Here is a 15,725-nt window from a genome sequence, read left to right on the forward strand (position 1 = left end):
ATCACAAAATCCCCCGCAAAAATCGCGACAGGCGCGGTGTATCATCAAGACGGGAAGTGTAAATGGACAATATCGAAGTTCGTGGTGCTCGAACCCATAATCTGAAAAACATCAACCTGATTATCCCGCGTGACAAACTGATCGTCGTCACCGGCCTGTCCGGTTCCGGCAAGTCATCGCTGGCTTTCGATACGCTGTATGCCGAAGGGCAACGCCGCTACGTCGAATCGCTCTCCGCCTATGCGCGCCAGTTCCTGTCGCTGATGGAAAAACCGGACGTCGATCATATCGAAGGCCTGTCGCCGGCGATCTCCATCGAGCAGAAATCCACCTCGCACAACCCGCGATCCACGGTCGGCACCATCACCGAAATCCACGACTACCTGCGCCTGCTGTTCGCCCGCGTCGGCGAGCCGCGCTGCCCGGATCACCATGTGCCGCTGGCGGCGCAAACCGTCAGCCAGATGGTCGATAACGTGCTGAGCCAGCCGGAAGGCAAACGCCTGATGCTGCTGGCGCCGGTGGTGAAAGACCGCAAGGGCGAGCACACCAAAACGCTGGAAAACCTGGCCGCCCAGGGCTATATCCGCGCGCGCATCGACGGTGAAGTGTGCGATCTGTCCGATCCGCCGAAGCTGGAGCTGCAGAAGAAACACACCATCGAAGTGGTGGTCGACCGGTTCAAGGTGCGCGAGGACATGGCGCAGCGCCTGGCCGAATCGTTCGAAACCGCGCTGGAGCTGTCCGGCGGCACCGCGGTGGTGGCGGACATGGACGACGAGAAAGCGGATGAGCTGCTGTTCTCCGCCAACTTCGCCTGCCCGATCTGCGGCTACAGCATGCGCGAGCTGGAACCGCGCCTGTTTTCCTTCAACAACCCGGCCGGCGCCTGCCCAACCTGCGACGGCCTGGGCGTGCAGCAGTTCTTCGATCCGGATCGCGTGGTGCAAAACCCCGAGCTGTCGCTGGCCGGCGGCGCGATCCGCGGCTGGGATCGCCGCAACTTCTATTACTTCCAGATGCTGCGCTCGCTGGCGGAGCACTATGAGTTCGACGTCGAAGCGCCGTTCAACACCCTGAGCGCCGACGTGCAGAAGGCGGTGCTGAGCGGCTCCGGCAAAGAGTCGATCGAATTCAAATACATCAACGATCGCGGTGATACCACCGTGCGCCGTCATCCGTTCGAAGGCGTGCTGCACAACATGGAGCGCCGCTATAAAGAGACCGAATCCAGCGCGGTGCGCGAAGAGCTGGCGAAGTTCATCAGCAACCGCCCTTGCGCCTCGTGCCACGGCACTCGCCTGCGCGAAGAAGCGCGCAACGTGTTCGTCGAAGACACCACGCTGCCGGAGATCTCCGATCTGAGCATCGGCCATGCGATGACCTTCTTCCAGAACATGAAGCTCAGCGGCCAACGCGCCAAGATCGCCGAAAAAGTGCTGAAAGAGATCGGCGATCGCCTGAAATTCCTGGTGAACGTCGGCCTGAACTACCTGTCGCTGTCCCGCTCGGCGGAGACGCTCTCCGGCGGCGAAGCGCAGCGCATCCGTCTGGCCAGCCAGATCGGCGCCGGCCTGGTGGGCGTGATGTACGTGCTGGATGAGCCGTCGATCGGCCTGCACCAGCGCGACAACGAGCGCCTGCTGGAAACGCTGATCCACCTGCGCAACCTCGGCAACACGGTGATCGTGGTGGAGCATGACGAAGACGCCATCCGCGCCGCCGACCACGTGATCGACATCGGCCCCGGCGCCGGCGTGCACGGCGGCCAGGTGGTGGCGGAAGGCACCGTCGACGACATCATGGCGCAGCCGGAATCGCTGACCGGCCAGTTCCTCAGCGGCAAACGCGAGATCGCCATCCCCGCGCAGCGCGTGCAGGCCGATCCGACCAAGGTGCTGAAGCTGAGCGGCGCGCGCGGCAACAACCTGAAGGACGTGACGCTGACGCTGCCGGTCGGTCTGTTTACCTGCATCACCGGCGTTTCCGGCTCCGGCAAATCGACGCTGATCAACGATACGCTGTTCCCGATCGCCCAGCGCCAGCTCAACGGCGCCACCATCGCCGAGCCGGCGCCGTTCCGCGAAGTGACCGGCCTGGAGCATTTCGACAAGGTGATCGACATCGACCAGAGCCCAATCGGCCGTACGCCGCGCTCCAACCCGGCCACCTACACCGGCATCTTCACCCCGGTGCGCGAGCTGTTCGCCGGCGTGCCGGAGTCGCGCAGCCGCGGTTATACGCCGGGCCGTTTCAGCTTCAACGTCAAGGGCGGGCGCTGTGAAGCCTGCCAGGGCGACGGGGTGATCAAGGTCGAAATGCACTTCCTGCCGGACATCTACGTGCCGTGCGACCAGTGCAAGGGCAAACGCTATAACCGCGAAACGCTGGAAGTGAAGTACAAGGGCAAGAGCATCCACGAAGTGCTGGAGATGACCATCGAAGAAGCGCGTGAGTTCTTCGACGCGGTGCCGGCGCTGGCGCGCAAGCTGCAGACCCTGATGGATGTCGGCCTGTCGTACATCCGTCTCGGCCAGTCGGCCACCACGCTTTCCGGCGGGGAGGCGCAGCGCGTCAAGCTGGCGCGCGAGCTGTCGAAACGCGGCACCGGCCAGACGCTGTATATCCTCGACGAACCGACCACCGGTCTGCACTTCGCCGATATCCAGCAGCTGTTGGCGGTGCTGCATCAACTGCGCGATCAGGGCAACACCATCGTGGTCATCGAGCATAACCTGGACGTGATCAAGACCGCCGACTGGATCGTCGATCTGGGGCCGGAAGGCGGCAGCGGCGGCGGCGAGATCCTGGTCGCCGGCACGCCGGAAACCGTGGCCGAGTGTGAAAAATCGCACACCGCACGCTTCCTGAAACCGCTGTTGAACAAGTAGTATCGCCGGCGTGCGGGCCGTCGCTCAGGCGACCCGCACGCTGACCCGTTTCGCAGCAATCAAACAGAAACGGGCAAGGTTTCGACATTTTCAGGCATTTCCCTCCGCGCTCACCGCTTTTATCATCAATGTTCCCTCGGCGGCCGCCCTGTCTGATTCAGGCCGCGTCTCACCGGTACTCCGCTGCCGGCCAAGCGTTGTCCCCCATACATTGATAACTGGAGCGACCATGAACATTACCCATGCCTATGCCGCGCATGACGCGAAGTCTGCGCTGGTGCCTTTCGATTACCCACCGCGCGCCCTGCGCGACCACGATGTGCAAATTCAGGTGCTGTTCTGCGGCGTGTGCCATTCGGACCTGCATCAGGCTCGCAACGAATGGAGCAATACGATTTACCCGGTGGTGCCGGGCCACGAAATCGTCGGCCGCGTCAGCGCCGTCGGTGGCCATGTCTCGCGTTACCGGGTCGGCGATCTGGTCGGCGTCGGTTGCATGGTGGATTCCTGCCGCAGCTGCCCAAGCTGCGATGAGGGGCTGGAACAGTATTGCGAGAACGGCTTTACCGGCACCTATAACGGTCAGGACCGCCAGACCGGCGCCGTGACCTACGGCGGCTACTCCACCAATCTGGTGGTGGATCAGGACTTCGTGCTGCGCGTGCCGGAGAATCTCGATCCGGCCGGGGTCGCGCCGCTGCTGTGCGCCGGCATCACCACCTATTCGCCGCTGCGCCAGTGGGGCGCGGGGCCAGGCAAAAAGGTCGGCATCGTCGGCCTCGGCGGGCTGGGGCACATGGGCGTCAAACTGGCGCGGGCGATGGGCGCGCATGTGGTGCTGTTCACCACCTCGCCGTCGAAAATAGAAGACGCCAAGCGCCTCGGCGCCCATGAAGTGGTGATTTCGCGCAACCCGGATGAGATGGCGCAGCACGTTAATAGCTTCGACTTCATCCTCAACACGGTGGCGGCCCAGCACGATCTGAACCCGTTCCTCAGCCTGCTGCGCCGCGACGGCACCCTGACGCTGGTCGGCGCGCCGGAGCACGATCATCCGTCGCCGCAGGTGTTCAACCTGATCATGAAGCGCCGCCGCATCGCCGGTTCGCTGATCGGCGGCATCGCGGAAACGCAAGAGATGCTGGACTTCTGCGGCCAACACGGCATCACGTCGGATATCGAGCTGATCCCGATGCAGCAGATTAATGAAGCCTATGAGCGCATGCTGAAAAGCGACGTGAAGTACCGCTTCGTGGTGGATATCGACTCGCTGCGGGTCTGATGACGGCGGGCGCCCAACGGCGCCCGTTTCTTATAGCTGCTTGATGATCCTGGCCGGGTTGCCGCCCACCACGCAATTGGCCGGCACGTCTTTGGTTACCACCGCGCCGGAGGCAACGACCGCATTGTCGCCGATGGTCACCCCCGGATTGATCACCGCGCGCCCGCCGATCCACACGTTGTCGCCAATCCTGACCGGCTTGCCGAACTCCGCGCCGCCGACGCGGGTCTCGGCGTCCAGCGGATGGGTCGCGGTGTAGATATGCACGCCCGGCGCCAGCAGGCAGTTGTCGCCGATATGCACCTCGCACACGTCGAGGATCACGCAGTCGAAATTGGCGTAGAAGTTCTTGCCCAGATAAATGTTATAGCCGTAGTCACAGCGGAAGGTCGGCTCGATGGTGCCGCCCTGATAGCCGCCCAGCAGCTCGCCCAGCCACTGTTTGCGCAGCTCGCCCTCTTCCGGCGAGGAGTGGTTATAGCGATGCGTCAGCTGGCGCGCGCGCCGACGTTCGCTGCGCAGCAGGTCATCGCCGGCGTCGTACAGTTCCCCGGCGATCATCTTGCGCTTTTCTTCGCTGATGGCCATGTCGGCCTCCTTATTTTACCCGCGTTTCTTGAATGCCCAAGCGTAGCCGCTTTAGCCCGGCAACAGAAAGGGAACGTTCCCAACTTAAAACCGCGATCACGCTTTAACATGAAAAAGCAGGAGAAAACGGGCGGCGCCGCCGCCCGACAATCAGGCGCGCAGTTCCTGGCGCACGTGTTCGGGCAGGCCTTCCACCACCAGCTGATAGGAGCTGTCGATCAGCGTGTAAAACTGCGAGTTCGGCAGGTTGCCGTCAAGAAACACCGTGTTCCAGTGCGCCTTGTTCAGGCCGTCGCAGGCGACGATCTCCGGATGGTGTTCACGCAGGCTTTCCGCCAGCTCCGGGCTGGACTTGACCGCCAGCGCCGGCCGCCCTTCGACCTCGCACACCATGGCGAACATCACGTCGCCCACCTTGATCTGGCTGGCCTGCCACTGGTTCTGGTCGCTTTGTTCCGCGCCCGGCTTCGCCATGCAGTACTCCAGCAATGCACTGTTATTCATTGGGTTATTCCCCCTGTAACGTGGCCACAATACGGCGTGCTCCGCCGTGGATGCGGTGCTCCCCCAGCCAGATGCCCTGCCATGTGCCCAACATCAGCCGCCCGTGCCTGACGGGCAGCGTCAGAGAAGCGCCCAACAGCGAGGATTTGATGTGCGCCGGCATGTCGTCCGGCCCTTCGTAGTCATGCTGATAGGGTGCGTTTTCCGGCACCTGACGCAGGAAATGCTGCTCCATATCGGCTCGCACCGTGGGATCGCAGTTCTCGTTGAGCGTCAGCGAGGCCGAGGTATGCTGCAGCAACAGATGCAGCAGGCCGGTTTGCAGGCGGTGTAAGTGGGTTAACTGGTTGACGATCTCGTCGGTAACCAGATGAAAGCCACGCGCTTTTGCGCTGAGGATTAGCGTTTGCTGATGCCACATGAGTGAGCGCCCCTCAATCAGTATATTCTCTCTCCGGTTTGCGGCAACTTCGGCGGCGCGCCGGCAATAAAAAAGGAGCGATATCGCTATCGCTCCCGATGAACGTCCGTTCAGACTAACAGGCGTTACTGCACCGCGGCAAACGCCTCGGCCACCTGACGCACGTTGTTGTGGTTCAGGCCGGCCACGCACATGCGGCCGCTGTGGATCAGGTAGACGCCGAACTCTTCACGCAGGCGATCGACCTGCGCCGCGCTGAAGCCGGTGTAGCTGAACATGCCGCGCTGCGCCAGCAGGTAATCGAAGTTGCGCTGCGGCAGCGCGCTCTTCAGGGTGTCCACCAGCGCGTGGCGCATCTCGAGAATGCGGGTGCGCATGCTCTCCACTTCGTCCAGCCACTGGGTTTTCAGCTGGGCGTCGTTCAGCACCTTGGCCACCAGCTGTGCGCCGAAGTTCGGCGGGCTCGAGTAGTTGCGGCGCACGGTGGCCTTCAACTGGCCCAGCACGCGCCCGGCCGCCTCTTCGCTTTCACACACCACCGACAGGCCGCCGACGCGCTCGCCGTACAGCGAGAAGATCTTCGAGAACGAGTTGCTCACCAGGCACGGCAGGCCGGCCGCCGCGATGGCGCGAATGGCGTAGGCATCCTGCTCCATGCCGCCGCCGAAGCCCTGATAGGCGATGTCGAGGAACGGAATGATTTCACGCTCGGCGATCACCTTGACCACCTCATCCCACTGGGCAGGGGTCAGGTCGGAACCGGTCGGGTTGTGGCAGCACGGGTGCAGCAGCGCGATGCTGTGCTTCGGCAGCTGTTTCAGCGCAGCGAGCATGGCGTCGAACTTCACGCCCAGGCTTTCGCTGTCGAAATACGGGTAGGTATTCACCTTGAAACCGGCGCCGCTGAAGATGGCGACATGGTTTTCCCAAGTCGGATCGCTGACCCACACCTGCGAATCCGGGAAGTAGCTTTTCAGGAAGTCGGCGCCCACTTTCAGCGCGCCGGAACCGCCGACGGTCTGAATGGTGGCGATGCGCCCCTGCTGCAGCATCGGGTGCTGCGCGCCGAACAGCAGCTGCTGGATGGCGGAACGGTAGGGTTGCAGCCCTTCCATCGGCAGGTATACCGAGGCGCCGTGCTCGACGCTGTTCAACTGCGCTTGCGCCGCGGCGACCGCCCGCATCTGCGGGATGATGCCCTGCGCATCGTAGTACAGGCCGATACTCAGGTTCACCTTGTGCGCGCGCGGGTCTTGTTTGAATTTTTCCATCAGCGACAGAATGGGATCGCCGGCATAGGCGTCAACGTTCTGGAACACGGGGGTTTTCTCCTGGTTTATTGTGGTTTGGGCACAGCGTTACGTTCCTAATATAGACGGAAAACCGCATTCGGTTTTAGCTTTATCTCGCCACCGGCAACAAACCGTTTTCCTTGATGCGATTGAGCACCACCGCCGTTTTGATATGCGCCACGCTTTTGTGCGGCGACAGCGTCTGGCTGATGAACTCGCTCAGCGCCGGCAGGTCCGCCACCGCCACTTTCAGCAGGTAATCGGCGTCGCCGGTGGTCTTGTAAGCGTCAAGGATCGCGTCCACCTCCTCCAGCATCTGATGAAAGCTGTCGATCTGCTCCTGCGCGTGCGTGATCAGGCTAACTTCGATCAGCCCCACCAGCCCCAGGCCGACCGCCTCCGGCGCCAGCCGCGCGTGGTAGCCGCGGATCAGCTGCGCCTGCTCCAGGCTGATGCGCCGCCGCGAACATTGGGAGGCGGAGAGCCCGACCAGCTCGCTCAGTTCCTGATTGGTCAGACGGCCGTTGGCCTGTAACAGCGTCAGGATTTTCATATCAAAATCGTCAATGTTGTACATAGCCACCTGTAAACTGTGTTAATAAATGTTGACGTTACAGCCTACCAGTTTTTTTACCGTTGCCGACGTCACACCCTGGCGCTCAAATCGCGTACAGCAGCAACGCCCGGCGTTTTCGCCGGTAAGCGGCATAAAAAACGGCTAACTCATGCAGGTAAACGACAATTAACGGCGAAGTAACGCATAAAACCACGAATGTATAAAAAGGACGCCAGATGAAAAAGCTACTCCCTCTCGCGCTGCTGCTCGCCGCCGGCGGCGCCGGCGCGCAATCCCACCTGGACAAGGTGCTGCAGCAAAAGACCCTGGAAGTCTGCACCACCGGCGACTACAAGCCCTATACCTTCCTCAAGGAAGACGGCGGCTATGAAGGCATCGACATCGATATGGCGGAGTCGCTGGCCAAGAGCCTGGGCGCCAAAGTGAAGTGGGTGAAAACCAGCTGGAAAACCCTGACGCCGGACTTCGTCGGCGGCAAGTGCGATATCGCGATGGGCGGCATCTCCGTCACGCTGGAGCGACAAAAACAGGTGTTCTTCGCCGACAAGCTGGATACCGACGGCAAAATCCCGCTGGTGCGCTGCACCGACGTGAAGAAATACCGCACTCTCGAGCAGATCAACAAACCGTCGGTGCGCCTGCTGGAGCCGGCGGGCGGCACCAACGAAGCCTTCGTGCACGCCTATCTACCGAAGGCCAAGCTGACGCTGACGCACGACAACATGAGCATTTTCCAGCAGTTGGTAGACCGCAAGGCGGACGTGATGATCACCGACGCCTCCGAGGCGCTGTACCAGCAGAAGCGCTATCCGAAGCTGTGCGCGGTGAATCCGAGCAAACCGATGCAGTACGGCGAGAAAGCTTACATGCTGCCGCGCGACGATCTGAGCTGGAAACTGTACGTGGATCAGTGGCTGCACCTGGCCAAGGCGACCGGCGAGTATCAGAAGATTATCGATAAGTGGTTGGCGGTAAAGAAGTAACCCGCTGAGAAACGGGGCCGACGCGCGTCGGCCCCTGCTGCGCATCAGTCGCCGATGTATTCCATCGCCACGCGCTGCGTGAGCTTGGTGATGAGTTCGTAAGCGCTGATGCCGGTGCAGGCGGCGATGCGCTCGACCGGCAGCGCCTGGCCCCACAGCACCGCTTCATCCCCCACCTTATCGGCGGCGTCCGGCCCGAGATCGACCGAAATCATGTCCATCGACACCCGGCCGACGATCGGCACTTCGCGGCCGTTGATCAGGATCGGCGTACCGGTCGGCGCGCTGCGCGGGTAGCCGTCGCCGTACCCCATCGCTACCACGCCCAGCCGGGTATCGCGCGGGCTTACCCAGGTGCCGCCGTAGCCAACCGCTTCGCCGGCCTTGTGCTCGCGCACCGCGATCAGGCTGGACTTCAACGTCATCGCCGGCTGCAGCCCATGCTCGGCGCCGCTGCCGTTATCCAGCGGCGACACGCCGTACAAAATGATGCCAGGACGCACCCACTCATTGTGGGCATCCGGCCACAGCAGCGTGCCGCCGGACGCGGCGACCGAGCGCTGGCCCGGTTTGCCGCGCGCGAACTGCTCGAAGCAGGCGATCTGTTTCAGGGTGGCGTCGGATTCCGGCTCATCGGCGCGGCTGAAGTGGCTCATGATATTGACCGGCTGCGCCACGTTGCGGCAGGCGCACAGGCGCTGATAAAACGCCTCCGCCTGTTCGGGGCGCACCCCCAGCCGATGCATGCCGGTATCGAGCTTCATCCACACCGGCACCGGGCGCGCCAGCTCGGCCTGCTCCAGCGCTTCGAGCTGTTCGATGCTGTGTACCGCGGTTTCGATGTTGTTCGCCACCAGCACCGGCAGATCTTCGGCACAGAAGAAGCCTTCCAGCAGCAGGATCGGTTTGACGATGCCGCCGGAGCGCAGCATCAGCGCCTCGCCGATGCGCGCCACGCCGTAGCAGTCGGCGTCTTGCAGGGTGTGTGCTGTTTCCAGCAGGCCATGTCCATAAGCGTTTGCTTTCACAACGGCAATCAGGCGGCTTTGCGGCGCCTGGCGGCGCACCTGTTGCAGATTATGTCGCAGAGCGCGGCGGTCGATTACAGCGGTTGCCGCTTTCATTTCAGTTCCTTAGCTGATTATTCGTCATCGTATTGTGGCCCCGCGTAGTTATCGAAACGCGACCACTGGCCGTTAAAGGTAAGGCGCACGGTGCCGATCGGGCCGTTACGCTGCTTACCGATAATAATTTCCGCGATCCCTTTCAGATCGCTGTTCTCGTGATACACCTCATCACGATAGATGAACATAATCAGGTCGGCATCCTGCTCGATAGAGCCGGACTCACGCAGGTCGGAGTTGACCGGGCGCTTATCGGCGCGCTGCTCCAGGCTTCGGTTCAGCTGCGACAGCGCCACCACCGGCACCTGCAGCTCTTTCGCCAGCGCCTTCAGCGAGCGCGAAATCTCGGCGATCTCCAGCGTACGGTTGTCGGACAGGGCCGGCACGCGCATCAGCTGCAGGTAGTCGATCATGATCAGGCTAAGCCCGTCGTGCTCGCGGAAAATGCGCCGCGCGCGCGAGCGCACTTCGGTCGGCGTCAGGCCGGAGGAGTCGTCGATGTACATGTTGCGCTTCTCCAACAGAATACCCATGGTGCTGGAAATGCGCGCCCAGTCCTCGTCGTCGAGCTGGCCGGTACGGATGCGCGTCTGATCCACGCGCGACAGCGACGCCAGCATACGCATCATGATCTGCTCGCCGGGCATCTCCAGGCTGAAGATCAGCACCGGTTTTTCCTGGGTCATCGCGGCGTTTTCGCACAGGTTCATGGCGAAGGTGGTTTTCCCCATCGAAGGACGGGCGGCGACGATGATCAGATCGGACTTTTGCATGCCCGCGGTTTTCTTGTTGAGGTCTTGATAGCCGGTATCGACCCCGGTCACGCCATCGTGCGGCTGCTGATACAGCTGCTCAATGCGCGACACGGTGTCTTCCAGAATACGCTCGATGCCCTTCGGGCCCTCGTCTTTGCTGGCGCGGTTCTCGGCGATTTGGAAGACCCGGGATTCCGCCAGATCGAGCAGGTCTTCGCTGCTGCGCCCCTGCGGATCGTAGCCGGCGTCGGCGATCTCGTTAGCCACCGAGATCATCTCGCGCACCACCGCGCGCTCGCGCACGATGTCGGCGTAGGCGCCGATGTTAGCGGCGCTCGGGGTGTTTTTCGACAGCTCGGCCAGGTAGGCGAAGCCGCCGACCGAGTCCAGTTCGCCCTTTTGTTCGAGCGATTCGGACAGGGTGATGAGGTCGATAGGCTTGCTCATCTCCAGCAGACGCTGCATCTCGGTAAAGATCAGGCGGTGCGGGCGGCTGAAGAAATCGTTGGCGACCACGCGCTCCGCCACGTTGTCCCAGCGCTCGTTATCCAGCATCAAACCGCCCAACACCGACTGCTCGGCCTCCAGCGAGTGCGGCGGCATCTTCAGCCCTTCCATCTGACGATCTCTGGAACGCTCTCTGGTTTCGTCCGCGTTTGTTTTGTTGGTTGGTTTTTTTCCTGCCATGAAACGTAGTCTTTATCCGGTTGCGAATGAAGGATCCTGACGCGAGAGTATACGTGATTTTTGCGCCATAACCGATGCAAAAAAGGTATTGAACCCCGCACGGGCAAACTGGATCTCCGAGACTAAAAAGAATAGGGTGAAATCAGACACTCCAACGAGGTAACGATATGGCCAAGCGCATTCAATTCTCCGCCACCGGCGGGCCGGAAGTCTTGCAATACGTTGATTTTACACCGCTCGATCCGGCTGCCGGGGAAGTGCAGATCGAGAACAAGGCGATCGGCATCAACTACATCGACACCTATGTGCGCAGCGGGCTGTACGCGCCGGCCAGCCTGCCGAGCGGCCTCGGCACCGAGGCGGCCGGCGTGGTGGTCAAGGTCGGCGCCGGGGTCAGCGCGATCAAACCGGGCGACCGGGTGGTGTATGCGCAGTCGTCGCTCGGCGCCTACAGCGAGATCCACAACGTGCCGGAAGAAAAAGTGGCGCTGCTGCCGCACAACCTCAGCTTTGAGCAGGGCGCCGCCTCTTTCCTCAAAGGGCTGACGGTGCACTACCTGCTGCGCCAGACTCACGAAGTGCAGCCGGGAGAAGTGTTCCTGTTCCATGCCGCCGCCGGCGGGGTTGGCCTTATCGCCTGCCAATGGGCCAAAGCGCTGGGCGCGCGCCTGATCGGCAGCGTCGGCTCCGACGAGAAGGCCGCCCTGGCGAAACAAGCCGGCGCCTGGGCCACCATCAACTACCACAAAGAGGATATCGCCCAGCGGGTGGCCGAGCTGACGCACGGCGAGAAGGTTGGCGTAGTGTACGATTCGGTGGGGCAAAGCACCTGGCAGGCCTCGCTCAACAGCCTGAAACGCCGCGGCCTGATGGTCAGCTTCGGCAATGCCTCCGGCCCGGTGACCGGCGTCGATCTGGCGCTGCTCAACCAGAAAGGATCGCTGTACGTCACCCGCCCTTCCCTCAACGGCTACGTCACCAACCGCGCCGAACTGCAGTACGCCAGCAACGAGCTGTTCTCGCTGATCGGCAGCGGCGCCATTCGGGTGGAGGTGAGAGACGAGCAGAAATTTGCGCTGGCCGACGCCCAGCAGGCGCACCAGGTGCTGGAAAGCCGCAGCACCAGCGGCTCCAGCCTGCTGATCCCCTGATAGCGGCCAAAGAAAAGGGCTCCTTGCGGAGCCCTTTCTGTTACTGCGTTTTGTAGGGGTAGAGCAGAGTCCGCCAGAGACAGGGGGTTGCTTTAGCAACACGAATTTTGGTTGTCTCTCACGGTGATGAAATCGGTCGCATCACTGCATCGACCCACATCCTAACAGCCCCGTTCGGCAAAAAACACGCTTTATGTGCCACATCGCCGGGGAAAACTGCCAAGCTGTGATCGTTGCCGCATTCGCGGTACGAAAAATTGTGCAATTTTCAGTGTGACTGTCTGATTATTCAGCAAAAAATCAGTAACGCCTGGCCTGCGGTTTCTGCATCGCGCGGTAAATCCATACCCCGACTACCGCCAAAATCAGCCACGGCAGCAGCTTGATGACCACCGCGAACAACCCGCCCACCAGCATGAACGCCGCCGCCGCCAACAGCGCAGCGAAGATCCCCAGCAGCGAGATGCCGGTCACCATCAGCATCACCACAAAGCCAATGAGAAAGAAGATTTCCAACATGATTGCTCCTTTGCAACTCAACGTATCTGCTGAATGGATTACAAGAAGCGTGCCAGAATGGCGGAAGGGCTAACCTATTGAAAAAACGGGGCAGGCATCCGGCAACGAGCCGAATGCCTGGCGAAAAAGACTAACTGTTGGTCAAAATTTTTGTGGGTTACGCCATTTCCACACGCGGCTGACGCACCAGCGCCAGCGCCTGCTCCACCACCCGCGCATCGGCGCCCGGCTTGTGGGCGTTCTCGCTCAGGTGGCGACGCCACTGGCGCGCGCCCGGCACGCCCTGGAACAAACCGAGGATGTGGCGGGTGATGTGGCCGAGATAGGTGCCGTTGGACAGCTCGCGCTCGATATACGGATACAGCGCTTCGACGATCGCCACGCTGTCCGGCACTGCAGTCTGCGCGCCGAACAGTTCGCTGTCGACCCGCGCCAGGATGCCCGGATTCTGGTACGCCTCGCGCCCCATCATCACGCCGTCCAGATGCTGCAGGTGCTGCCGCGCCTCCTCCAGCGTTTTCACCCCGCCGTTGATGGCGATGGTCAGCGCCGGGAAATCCCGCTTCAGCTGATAAACGCGCGGGTAGTCCAGCGGCGGCACTTCGCGGTTCTCTTTCGGGCTGAGGCCGGAGAGCCAGGCCTTGCGCGCGTGAATGGTGAACATGTCGCACTCGCCGCGCCCGGCGACGGTCTCGATAAAGTCGCACAGGAAGGCGTAGCTGTCCTGATCGTCGATGCCGATGCGGGTCTTCACCGTCACCGGGATCGACACCGCGTCGCGCATCGCCTTGATGCAGTCGGCGACCAGCGCCGCCTGCCCCATCAAACAGGCGCCGAACATGCCGTTTTGCACGCGATCGGACGGGCAGCCGACGTTGAGGTTAATCTCGTCGTAACCGCGCTGCTCCGCCAGTTTGGCGCAGTGCGCCAGCGCGGCCGGATCGCTGCCGCCCAGCTGCAGCGCCACCGGATGCTCTTCTTCGCTGTAGGCCAGGTAGTCGCCTTTGCCGTGGATGATCGCGCCGGTGGTCACCATTTCGGTGTACAGCAGCGTTTCCTTGGTCAGCAGGCGGTGGAAGTAACGGCAATGACGATCGGTCCAGTCGAGCATCGGCGCGATGGAGAAACGATTGGCGGCGTAGGTTGGGGCGTGGTTGTCTTTCGTCATGCTGAGTTACTGGCTACCTGAGTCTGTCTGGGTTCAACGAACGGCGCGCGGCCGCAAACGGCTATTATAACGACAATCGGCGCCGTTGGGAAAACCGCCTTATCTGCGCCCTATTCCAACGCGCGGATAACCCGGCACGGCTGCCCCAGCGCCAGCACGTTGGCCGGGATGTCGCCGGTCACGATGCTGCCCGCGCCGATAGTGGTGCCGTCGCCGATGGTCACGCCCGGCAAGATCACCACGTTACCGCCGATCCACACATTGCTGCCGATGGACACCGGCTGCGCCGAGGTGCGGAAAGGGAAAGCCGGGTCACCGGTAAAGCGTTCACCGGCCTTCAGCGGATGACTCGGCGTGTAGATTTGCACGTTGGGGCCGATCAGCGTGTTGTCGCCGATGGTGATGGTATTGCAGTCGAGGAACACCGCATTGACGTTGATAAAACAGTTTTTGCCGATGCGGACATGCTGCCCGTAGTCGCACCAGAATGGCGTTTCGATCCAGCTCGCCTCACCCCAGCTGCCGAACAGCTCGCCGAGCAGGCGATTTTTCTCGTCCGCCTGATGCGAATCCAGCGCCTCCAGGCTTTTGGTCAACGCCCTGGCTCGATGGTACAGGGCGATCAGTTCTTCATCGCGGCTGTTGTACTCCAGGCCGCTTAACAGCTTCTCTCTTTCCGTCATCACACAAGGCTCCTGCTTATCACGCGGATGAAGCGCGTTATACCGCTCTCGCCCGCTGCTCTCCAGCGCTAAAATCGGCAACGTTGATTTGCCGTCCGGCGGAGGGGAAAAGTTGTGATGCATCTCTCTTTTAGCGCGCTCAGCGTGCCTTTCTCTGCGCTATCCTCAGGGGAAAAGGGGGCAACTCTCGGCGATTCGCCGTAATCATGGTAAAATCGGCTTTTTTACGTACCGGGATATTTGCGATGAACTCAACCACCCAGGAAAAGCTGCTGGCGCAGGCGGAACGCCTCTGCCAGCAACGCAATGTGCGATTGACGCCGCAACGGCTGGAAGTGCTGCGTCTGATGACTCAGCAACCCGGTGCAATCAGCGCTTACGACCTGCTCGATCTGCTGCGCGTCGCCGAACCGCAGGCCAAGCCGCCGACGGTCTACCGCGCGCTGGATTTTCTGCTGGAGCAAGGGTTTATCCATAGGGTGGAGTCCGCCAACAGCTACGTGCTGTGCCACCACTTCGAACAGCCGATGCATACGTCCGCGCTGTTTATCTGCGACCGCTGCGGCCAGGTGACCGAACGCACCACCGAAGGCGTAGAGGAAACGCTGCAGAAGCTGGCTCAGGAGGCCGGATTTGCGCTGCGGCACAGCGTAGTGGAAGCGCACGGTCTGTGCGCCGGCTGCGTGGAAGTTGAAGCTTGCGACAGCAAGCATGACTGCGCCGAACACGATCACAGCATCGCCATCAAGAAGAAGTAAGACAAAATCAGGTACCTCCCTGTACCTGCGGCCGGAGCGCCAGAGGATGGAGCGACGCCGGCCTGCGCTGTGCAAGCCGCCTTCAATGGCGGCCCTGCAGATTACCAGCGGTGTTTGGTGTGATCTTCCCAGGCTTTCACCTCTTTTTCGGCCGCCTCTTTCTGGTAACCGTAGCGCTCCTGGATTTTGCCGACCAGCTGTTCGCGTTTCCCTTCGATGACCGTCAGATCGTCATCGGTCAGCTTGCCCCATTTCTCTTTCACTTTGCCTTTCAGCTGCTTCCAGTTACCGTCGGCTTGATCTTTATTCATAGTCTCTCCGTTAACCTGTGGTGAATCAGTG

The 15,725-nt window shown here is 61.6% G+C and carries 16 protein-coding genes; 5 read left to right on the plus strand and 11 right to left on the minus strand.

The features are described 5' to 3' along the window. Positions 1-62: 62 nt before the first annotated feature. On the plus strand, positions 63-2,891 hold the full coding sequence (gene uvrA / locus ACJ8HN_RS17895) for an excinuclease ABC subunit UvrA (protein ID WP_442523771.1): 2,829 nt from the start codon (positions 63-65) through the stop codon (positions 2,889-2,891). A 229-nt stretch (positions 2,892-3,120) separates the two neighbouring features. Next, positions 3,121-4,173, plus strand: coding sequence for an NAD(P)-dependent alcohol dehydrogenase (locus ACJ8HN_RS17900; protein ID WP_442523772.1), 1,053 nt, complete (start codon positions 3,121-3,123; stop codon positions 4,171-4,173). A gap of 30 nt (positions 4,174-4,203) precedes the next feature. On the opposite strand, the gene maa is transcribed toward ACJ8HN_RS17900, so the two are convergent. The 5 genes from maa to ACJ8HN_RS17925 form a co-directional block, all read right to left on the minus strand. Continuing rightward, positions 4,204-4,761 (minus strand): maltose O-acetyltransferase, encoded by a 558-nt coding sequence (gene maa, locus ACJ8HN_RS17905; RefSeq protein WP_041036886.1) that lies wholly within the window; start codon positions 4,759-4,761, stop codon positions 4,204-4,206. A gap of 150 nt (positions 4,762-4,911) precedes the next feature. Then, positions 4,912-5,265 carry an MmcQ/YjbR family DNA-binding protein gene (locus ACJ8HN_RS17910; RefSeq protein WP_019453210.1) on the minus strand — a complete coding sequence of 118 codons (354 nt, stop codon included), beginning with the start codon at positions 5,263-5,265 and terminating at the stop codon, positions 4,912-4,914. Positions 5,266-5,269: 4 nt separating this feature from the next. Further along, a complete protein-coding gene (locus ACJ8HN_RS17915) occupies positions 5,270-5,686 on the minus strand; it encodes a secondary thiamine-phosphate synthase enzyme YjbQ (RefSeq protein ID WP_004936779.1) in 417 nt (138 codons plus the stop codon). A 125-nt stretch (positions 5,687-5,811) separates the two neighbouring features. Next, positions 5,812-7,005: an amino acid aminotransferase gene (locus ACJ8HN_RS17920; protein ID WP_049195296.1), complete on the minus strand. Its 1,194-nt coding sequence runs from the start codon at positions 7,003-7,005 to the stop codon at positions 5,812-5,814. Between the two features lie 82 nt (positions 7,006-7,087). Beyond that, positions 7,088-7,555, minus strand: a complete 468-nt coding sequence (locus ACJ8HN_RS17925) for an Lrp/AsnC family transcriptional regulator (RefSeq protein WP_004936775.1) — start codon at positions 7,553-7,555, stop codon at positions 7,088-7,090. 215 nt (positions 7,556-7,770) lie between these two features. On the opposite strand from ACJ8HN_RS17925, the gene ACJ8HN_RS17930 reads away from it, so the two are divergent. Beyond that, on the plus strand, positions 7,771-8,538 hold the full coding sequence (locus ACJ8HN_RS17930; RefSeq protein WP_039569645.1) for a transporter substrate-binding domain-containing protein: 768 nt from the start codon (positions 7,771-7,773) through the stop codon (positions 8,536-8,538). Between the two features lie 44 nt (positions 8,539-8,582). Here ACJ8HN_RS17930 and alr read toward each other — a convergent pair whose 3' ends face one another. Both alr and dnaB read right to left on the minus strand, forming a co-directional pair. Further along, positions 8,583-9,662 carry an alanine racemase gene (gene alr / locus ACJ8HN_RS17935; protein WP_039569648.1) on the minus strand — a complete coding sequence of 360 codons (1,080 nt, stop codon included), beginning with the start codon at positions 9,660-9,662 and terminating at the stop codon, positions 8,583-8,585. Between the two features lie 17 nt (positions 9,663-9,679). Further along, the gene (gene dnaB, locus ACJ8HN_RS17940; RefSeq protein ID WP_025160134.1) at positions 9,680-11,104 is read right to left on the minus strand and encodes a replicative DNA helicase; all 1,425 of its coding nucleotides are present in this window, start codon (positions 11,102-11,104) and stop codon (positions 9,680-9,682) included. A gap of 167 nt (positions 11,105-11,271) precedes the next feature. On the opposite strand from dnaB, the gene ACJ8HN_RS17945 reads away from it, so the two are divergent. After that, on the plus strand, positions 11,272-12,255 hold the full coding sequence (locus ACJ8HN_RS17945) for a quinone oxidoreductase (RefSeq protein WP_442523773.1): 984 nt from the start codon (positions 11,272-11,274) through the stop codon (positions 12,253-12,255). A gap of 300 nt (positions 12,256-12,555) precedes the next feature. Here ACJ8HN_RS17945 and pspG read toward each other — a convergent pair whose 3' ends face one another. The 3 genes from pspG to ACJ8HN_RS17960 form a co-directional block, all read right to left on the minus strand. Beyond that, complete coding sequence (gene pspG / locus ACJ8HN_RS17950; protein WP_033636200.1) at positions 12,556-12,774, minus strand: envelope stress response protein PspG; 219 nt, start codon at positions 12,772-12,774, stop codon at positions 12,556-12,558. A gap of 157 nt (positions 12,775-12,931) precedes the next feature. Then, positions 12,932-13,942, minus strand: a complete 1,011-nt coding sequence (dusA, locus tag ACJ8HN_RS17955; RefSeq protein ID WP_442523774.1) for a tRNA dihydrouridine(20/20a) synthase DusA — start codon at positions 13,940-13,942, stop codon at positions 12,932-12,934. Positions 13,943-14,052: 110 nt separating this feature from the next. Beyond that, on the minus strand, positions 14,053-14,625 hold the full coding sequence (locus tag ACJ8HN_RS17960; protein WP_033639268.1) for a sugar O-acetyltransferase: 573 nt from the start codon (positions 14,623-14,625) through the stop codon (positions 14,053-14,055). A gap of 245 nt (positions 14,626-14,870) precedes the next feature. On the opposite strand from ACJ8HN_RS17960, the gene zur reads away from it, so the two are divergent. Further along, positions 14,871-15,383 (plus strand): zinc uptake transcriptional repressor Zur, encoded by a 513-nt coding sequence (zur, locus tag ACJ8HN_RS17965; RefSeq protein ID WP_015379223.1) that lies wholly within the window; start codon positions 14,871-14,873, stop codon positions 15,381-15,383. Between the two features lie 101 nt (positions 15,384-15,484). Here the strand turns inward: zur and ACJ8HN_RS17970 are convergent, their stop codons facing one another. Then, on the minus strand, positions 15,485-15,694 hold the full coding sequence (locus tag ACJ8HN_RS17970; RefSeq protein ID WP_004936743.1) for a CsbD family protein: 210 nt from the start codon (positions 15,692-15,694) through the stop codon (positions 15,485-15,487). Positions 15,695-15,725 lie beyond the last annotated feature (31 nt).

The organism is Serratia sp. CY29653, assembly GCF_052169255.1.
GTDB classification, from domain to species: Bacteria; Pseudomonadota; Gammaproteobacteria; order Enterobacterales; family Enterobacteriaceae; genus Serratia; species Serratia sarumanii.

Coding starts and splice junctions, on each gene's coding strand:
- pspG (WP_033636200.1), bottom strand. CDS start 12,774: ATGTTGGAAATCTTCTTTCTCATTGGCTTTGTGGTGATGCTGATGGTG.
- ACJ8HN_RS17925 (WP_004936775.1), bottom strand. CDS start 7,555: ATGTACAACATTGACGATTTTGATATGAAAATCCTGACGCTGTTACAG.
- ACJ8HN_RS17960 (WP_033639268.1), bottom strand. CDS start 14,625: ATGACGGAAAGAGAGAAGCTGTTAAGCGGCCTGGAGTACAACAGCCGC.
- zur (WP_015379223.1), top strand. CDS start 14,871: ATGAACTCAACCACCCAGGAAAAGCTGCTGGCGCAGGCGGAACGCCTC.
- ACJ8HN_RS17915 (WP_004936779.1), bottom strand. CDS start 5,686: ATGTGGCATCAGCAAACGCTAATCCTCAGCGCAAAAGCGCGTGGCTTT.
- ACJ8HN_RS17930 (WP_039569645.1), top strand. CDS start 7,771: ATGAAAAAGCTACTCCCTCTCGCGCTGCTGCTCGCCGCCGGCGGCGCC.
- alr (WP_039569648.1), bottom strand. CDS start 9,662: ATGAAAGCGGCAACCGCTGTAATCGACCGCCGCGCTCTGCGACATAAT.
- uvrA (WP_442523771.1), top strand. CDS start 63: ATGGACAATATCGAAGTTCGTGGTGCTCGAACCCATAATCTGAAAAAC.
- maa (WP_041036886.1), bottom strand. CDS start 4,761: ATGGCCATCAGCGAAGAAAAGCGCAAGATGATCGCCGGGGAACTGTAC.
- dusA (WP_442523774.1), bottom strand. CDS start 13,942: ATGACGAAAGACAACCACGCCCCAACCTACGCCGCCAATCGTTTCTCC.
- ACJ8HN_RS17945 (WP_442523773.1), top strand. CDS start 11,272: ATGGCCAAGCGCATTCAATTCTCCGCCACCGGCGGGCCGGAAGTCTTG.
- dnaB (WP_025160134.1), bottom strand. CDS start 11,104: ATGGCAGGAAAAAAACCAACCAACAAAACAAACGCGGACGAAACCAGA.
- ACJ8HN_RS17910 (WP_019453210.1), bottom strand. CDS start 5,265: ATGAATAACAGTGCATTGCTGGAGTACTGCATGGCGAAGCCGGGCGCG.
- ACJ8HN_RS17970 (WP_004936743.1), bottom strand. CDS start 15,694: ATGAATAAAGATCAAGCCGACGGTAACTGGAAGCAGCTGAAAGGCAAA.
- ACJ8HN_RS17900 (WP_442523772.1), top strand. CDS start 3,121: ATGAACATTACCCATGCCTATGCCGCGCATGACGCGAAGTCTGCGCTG.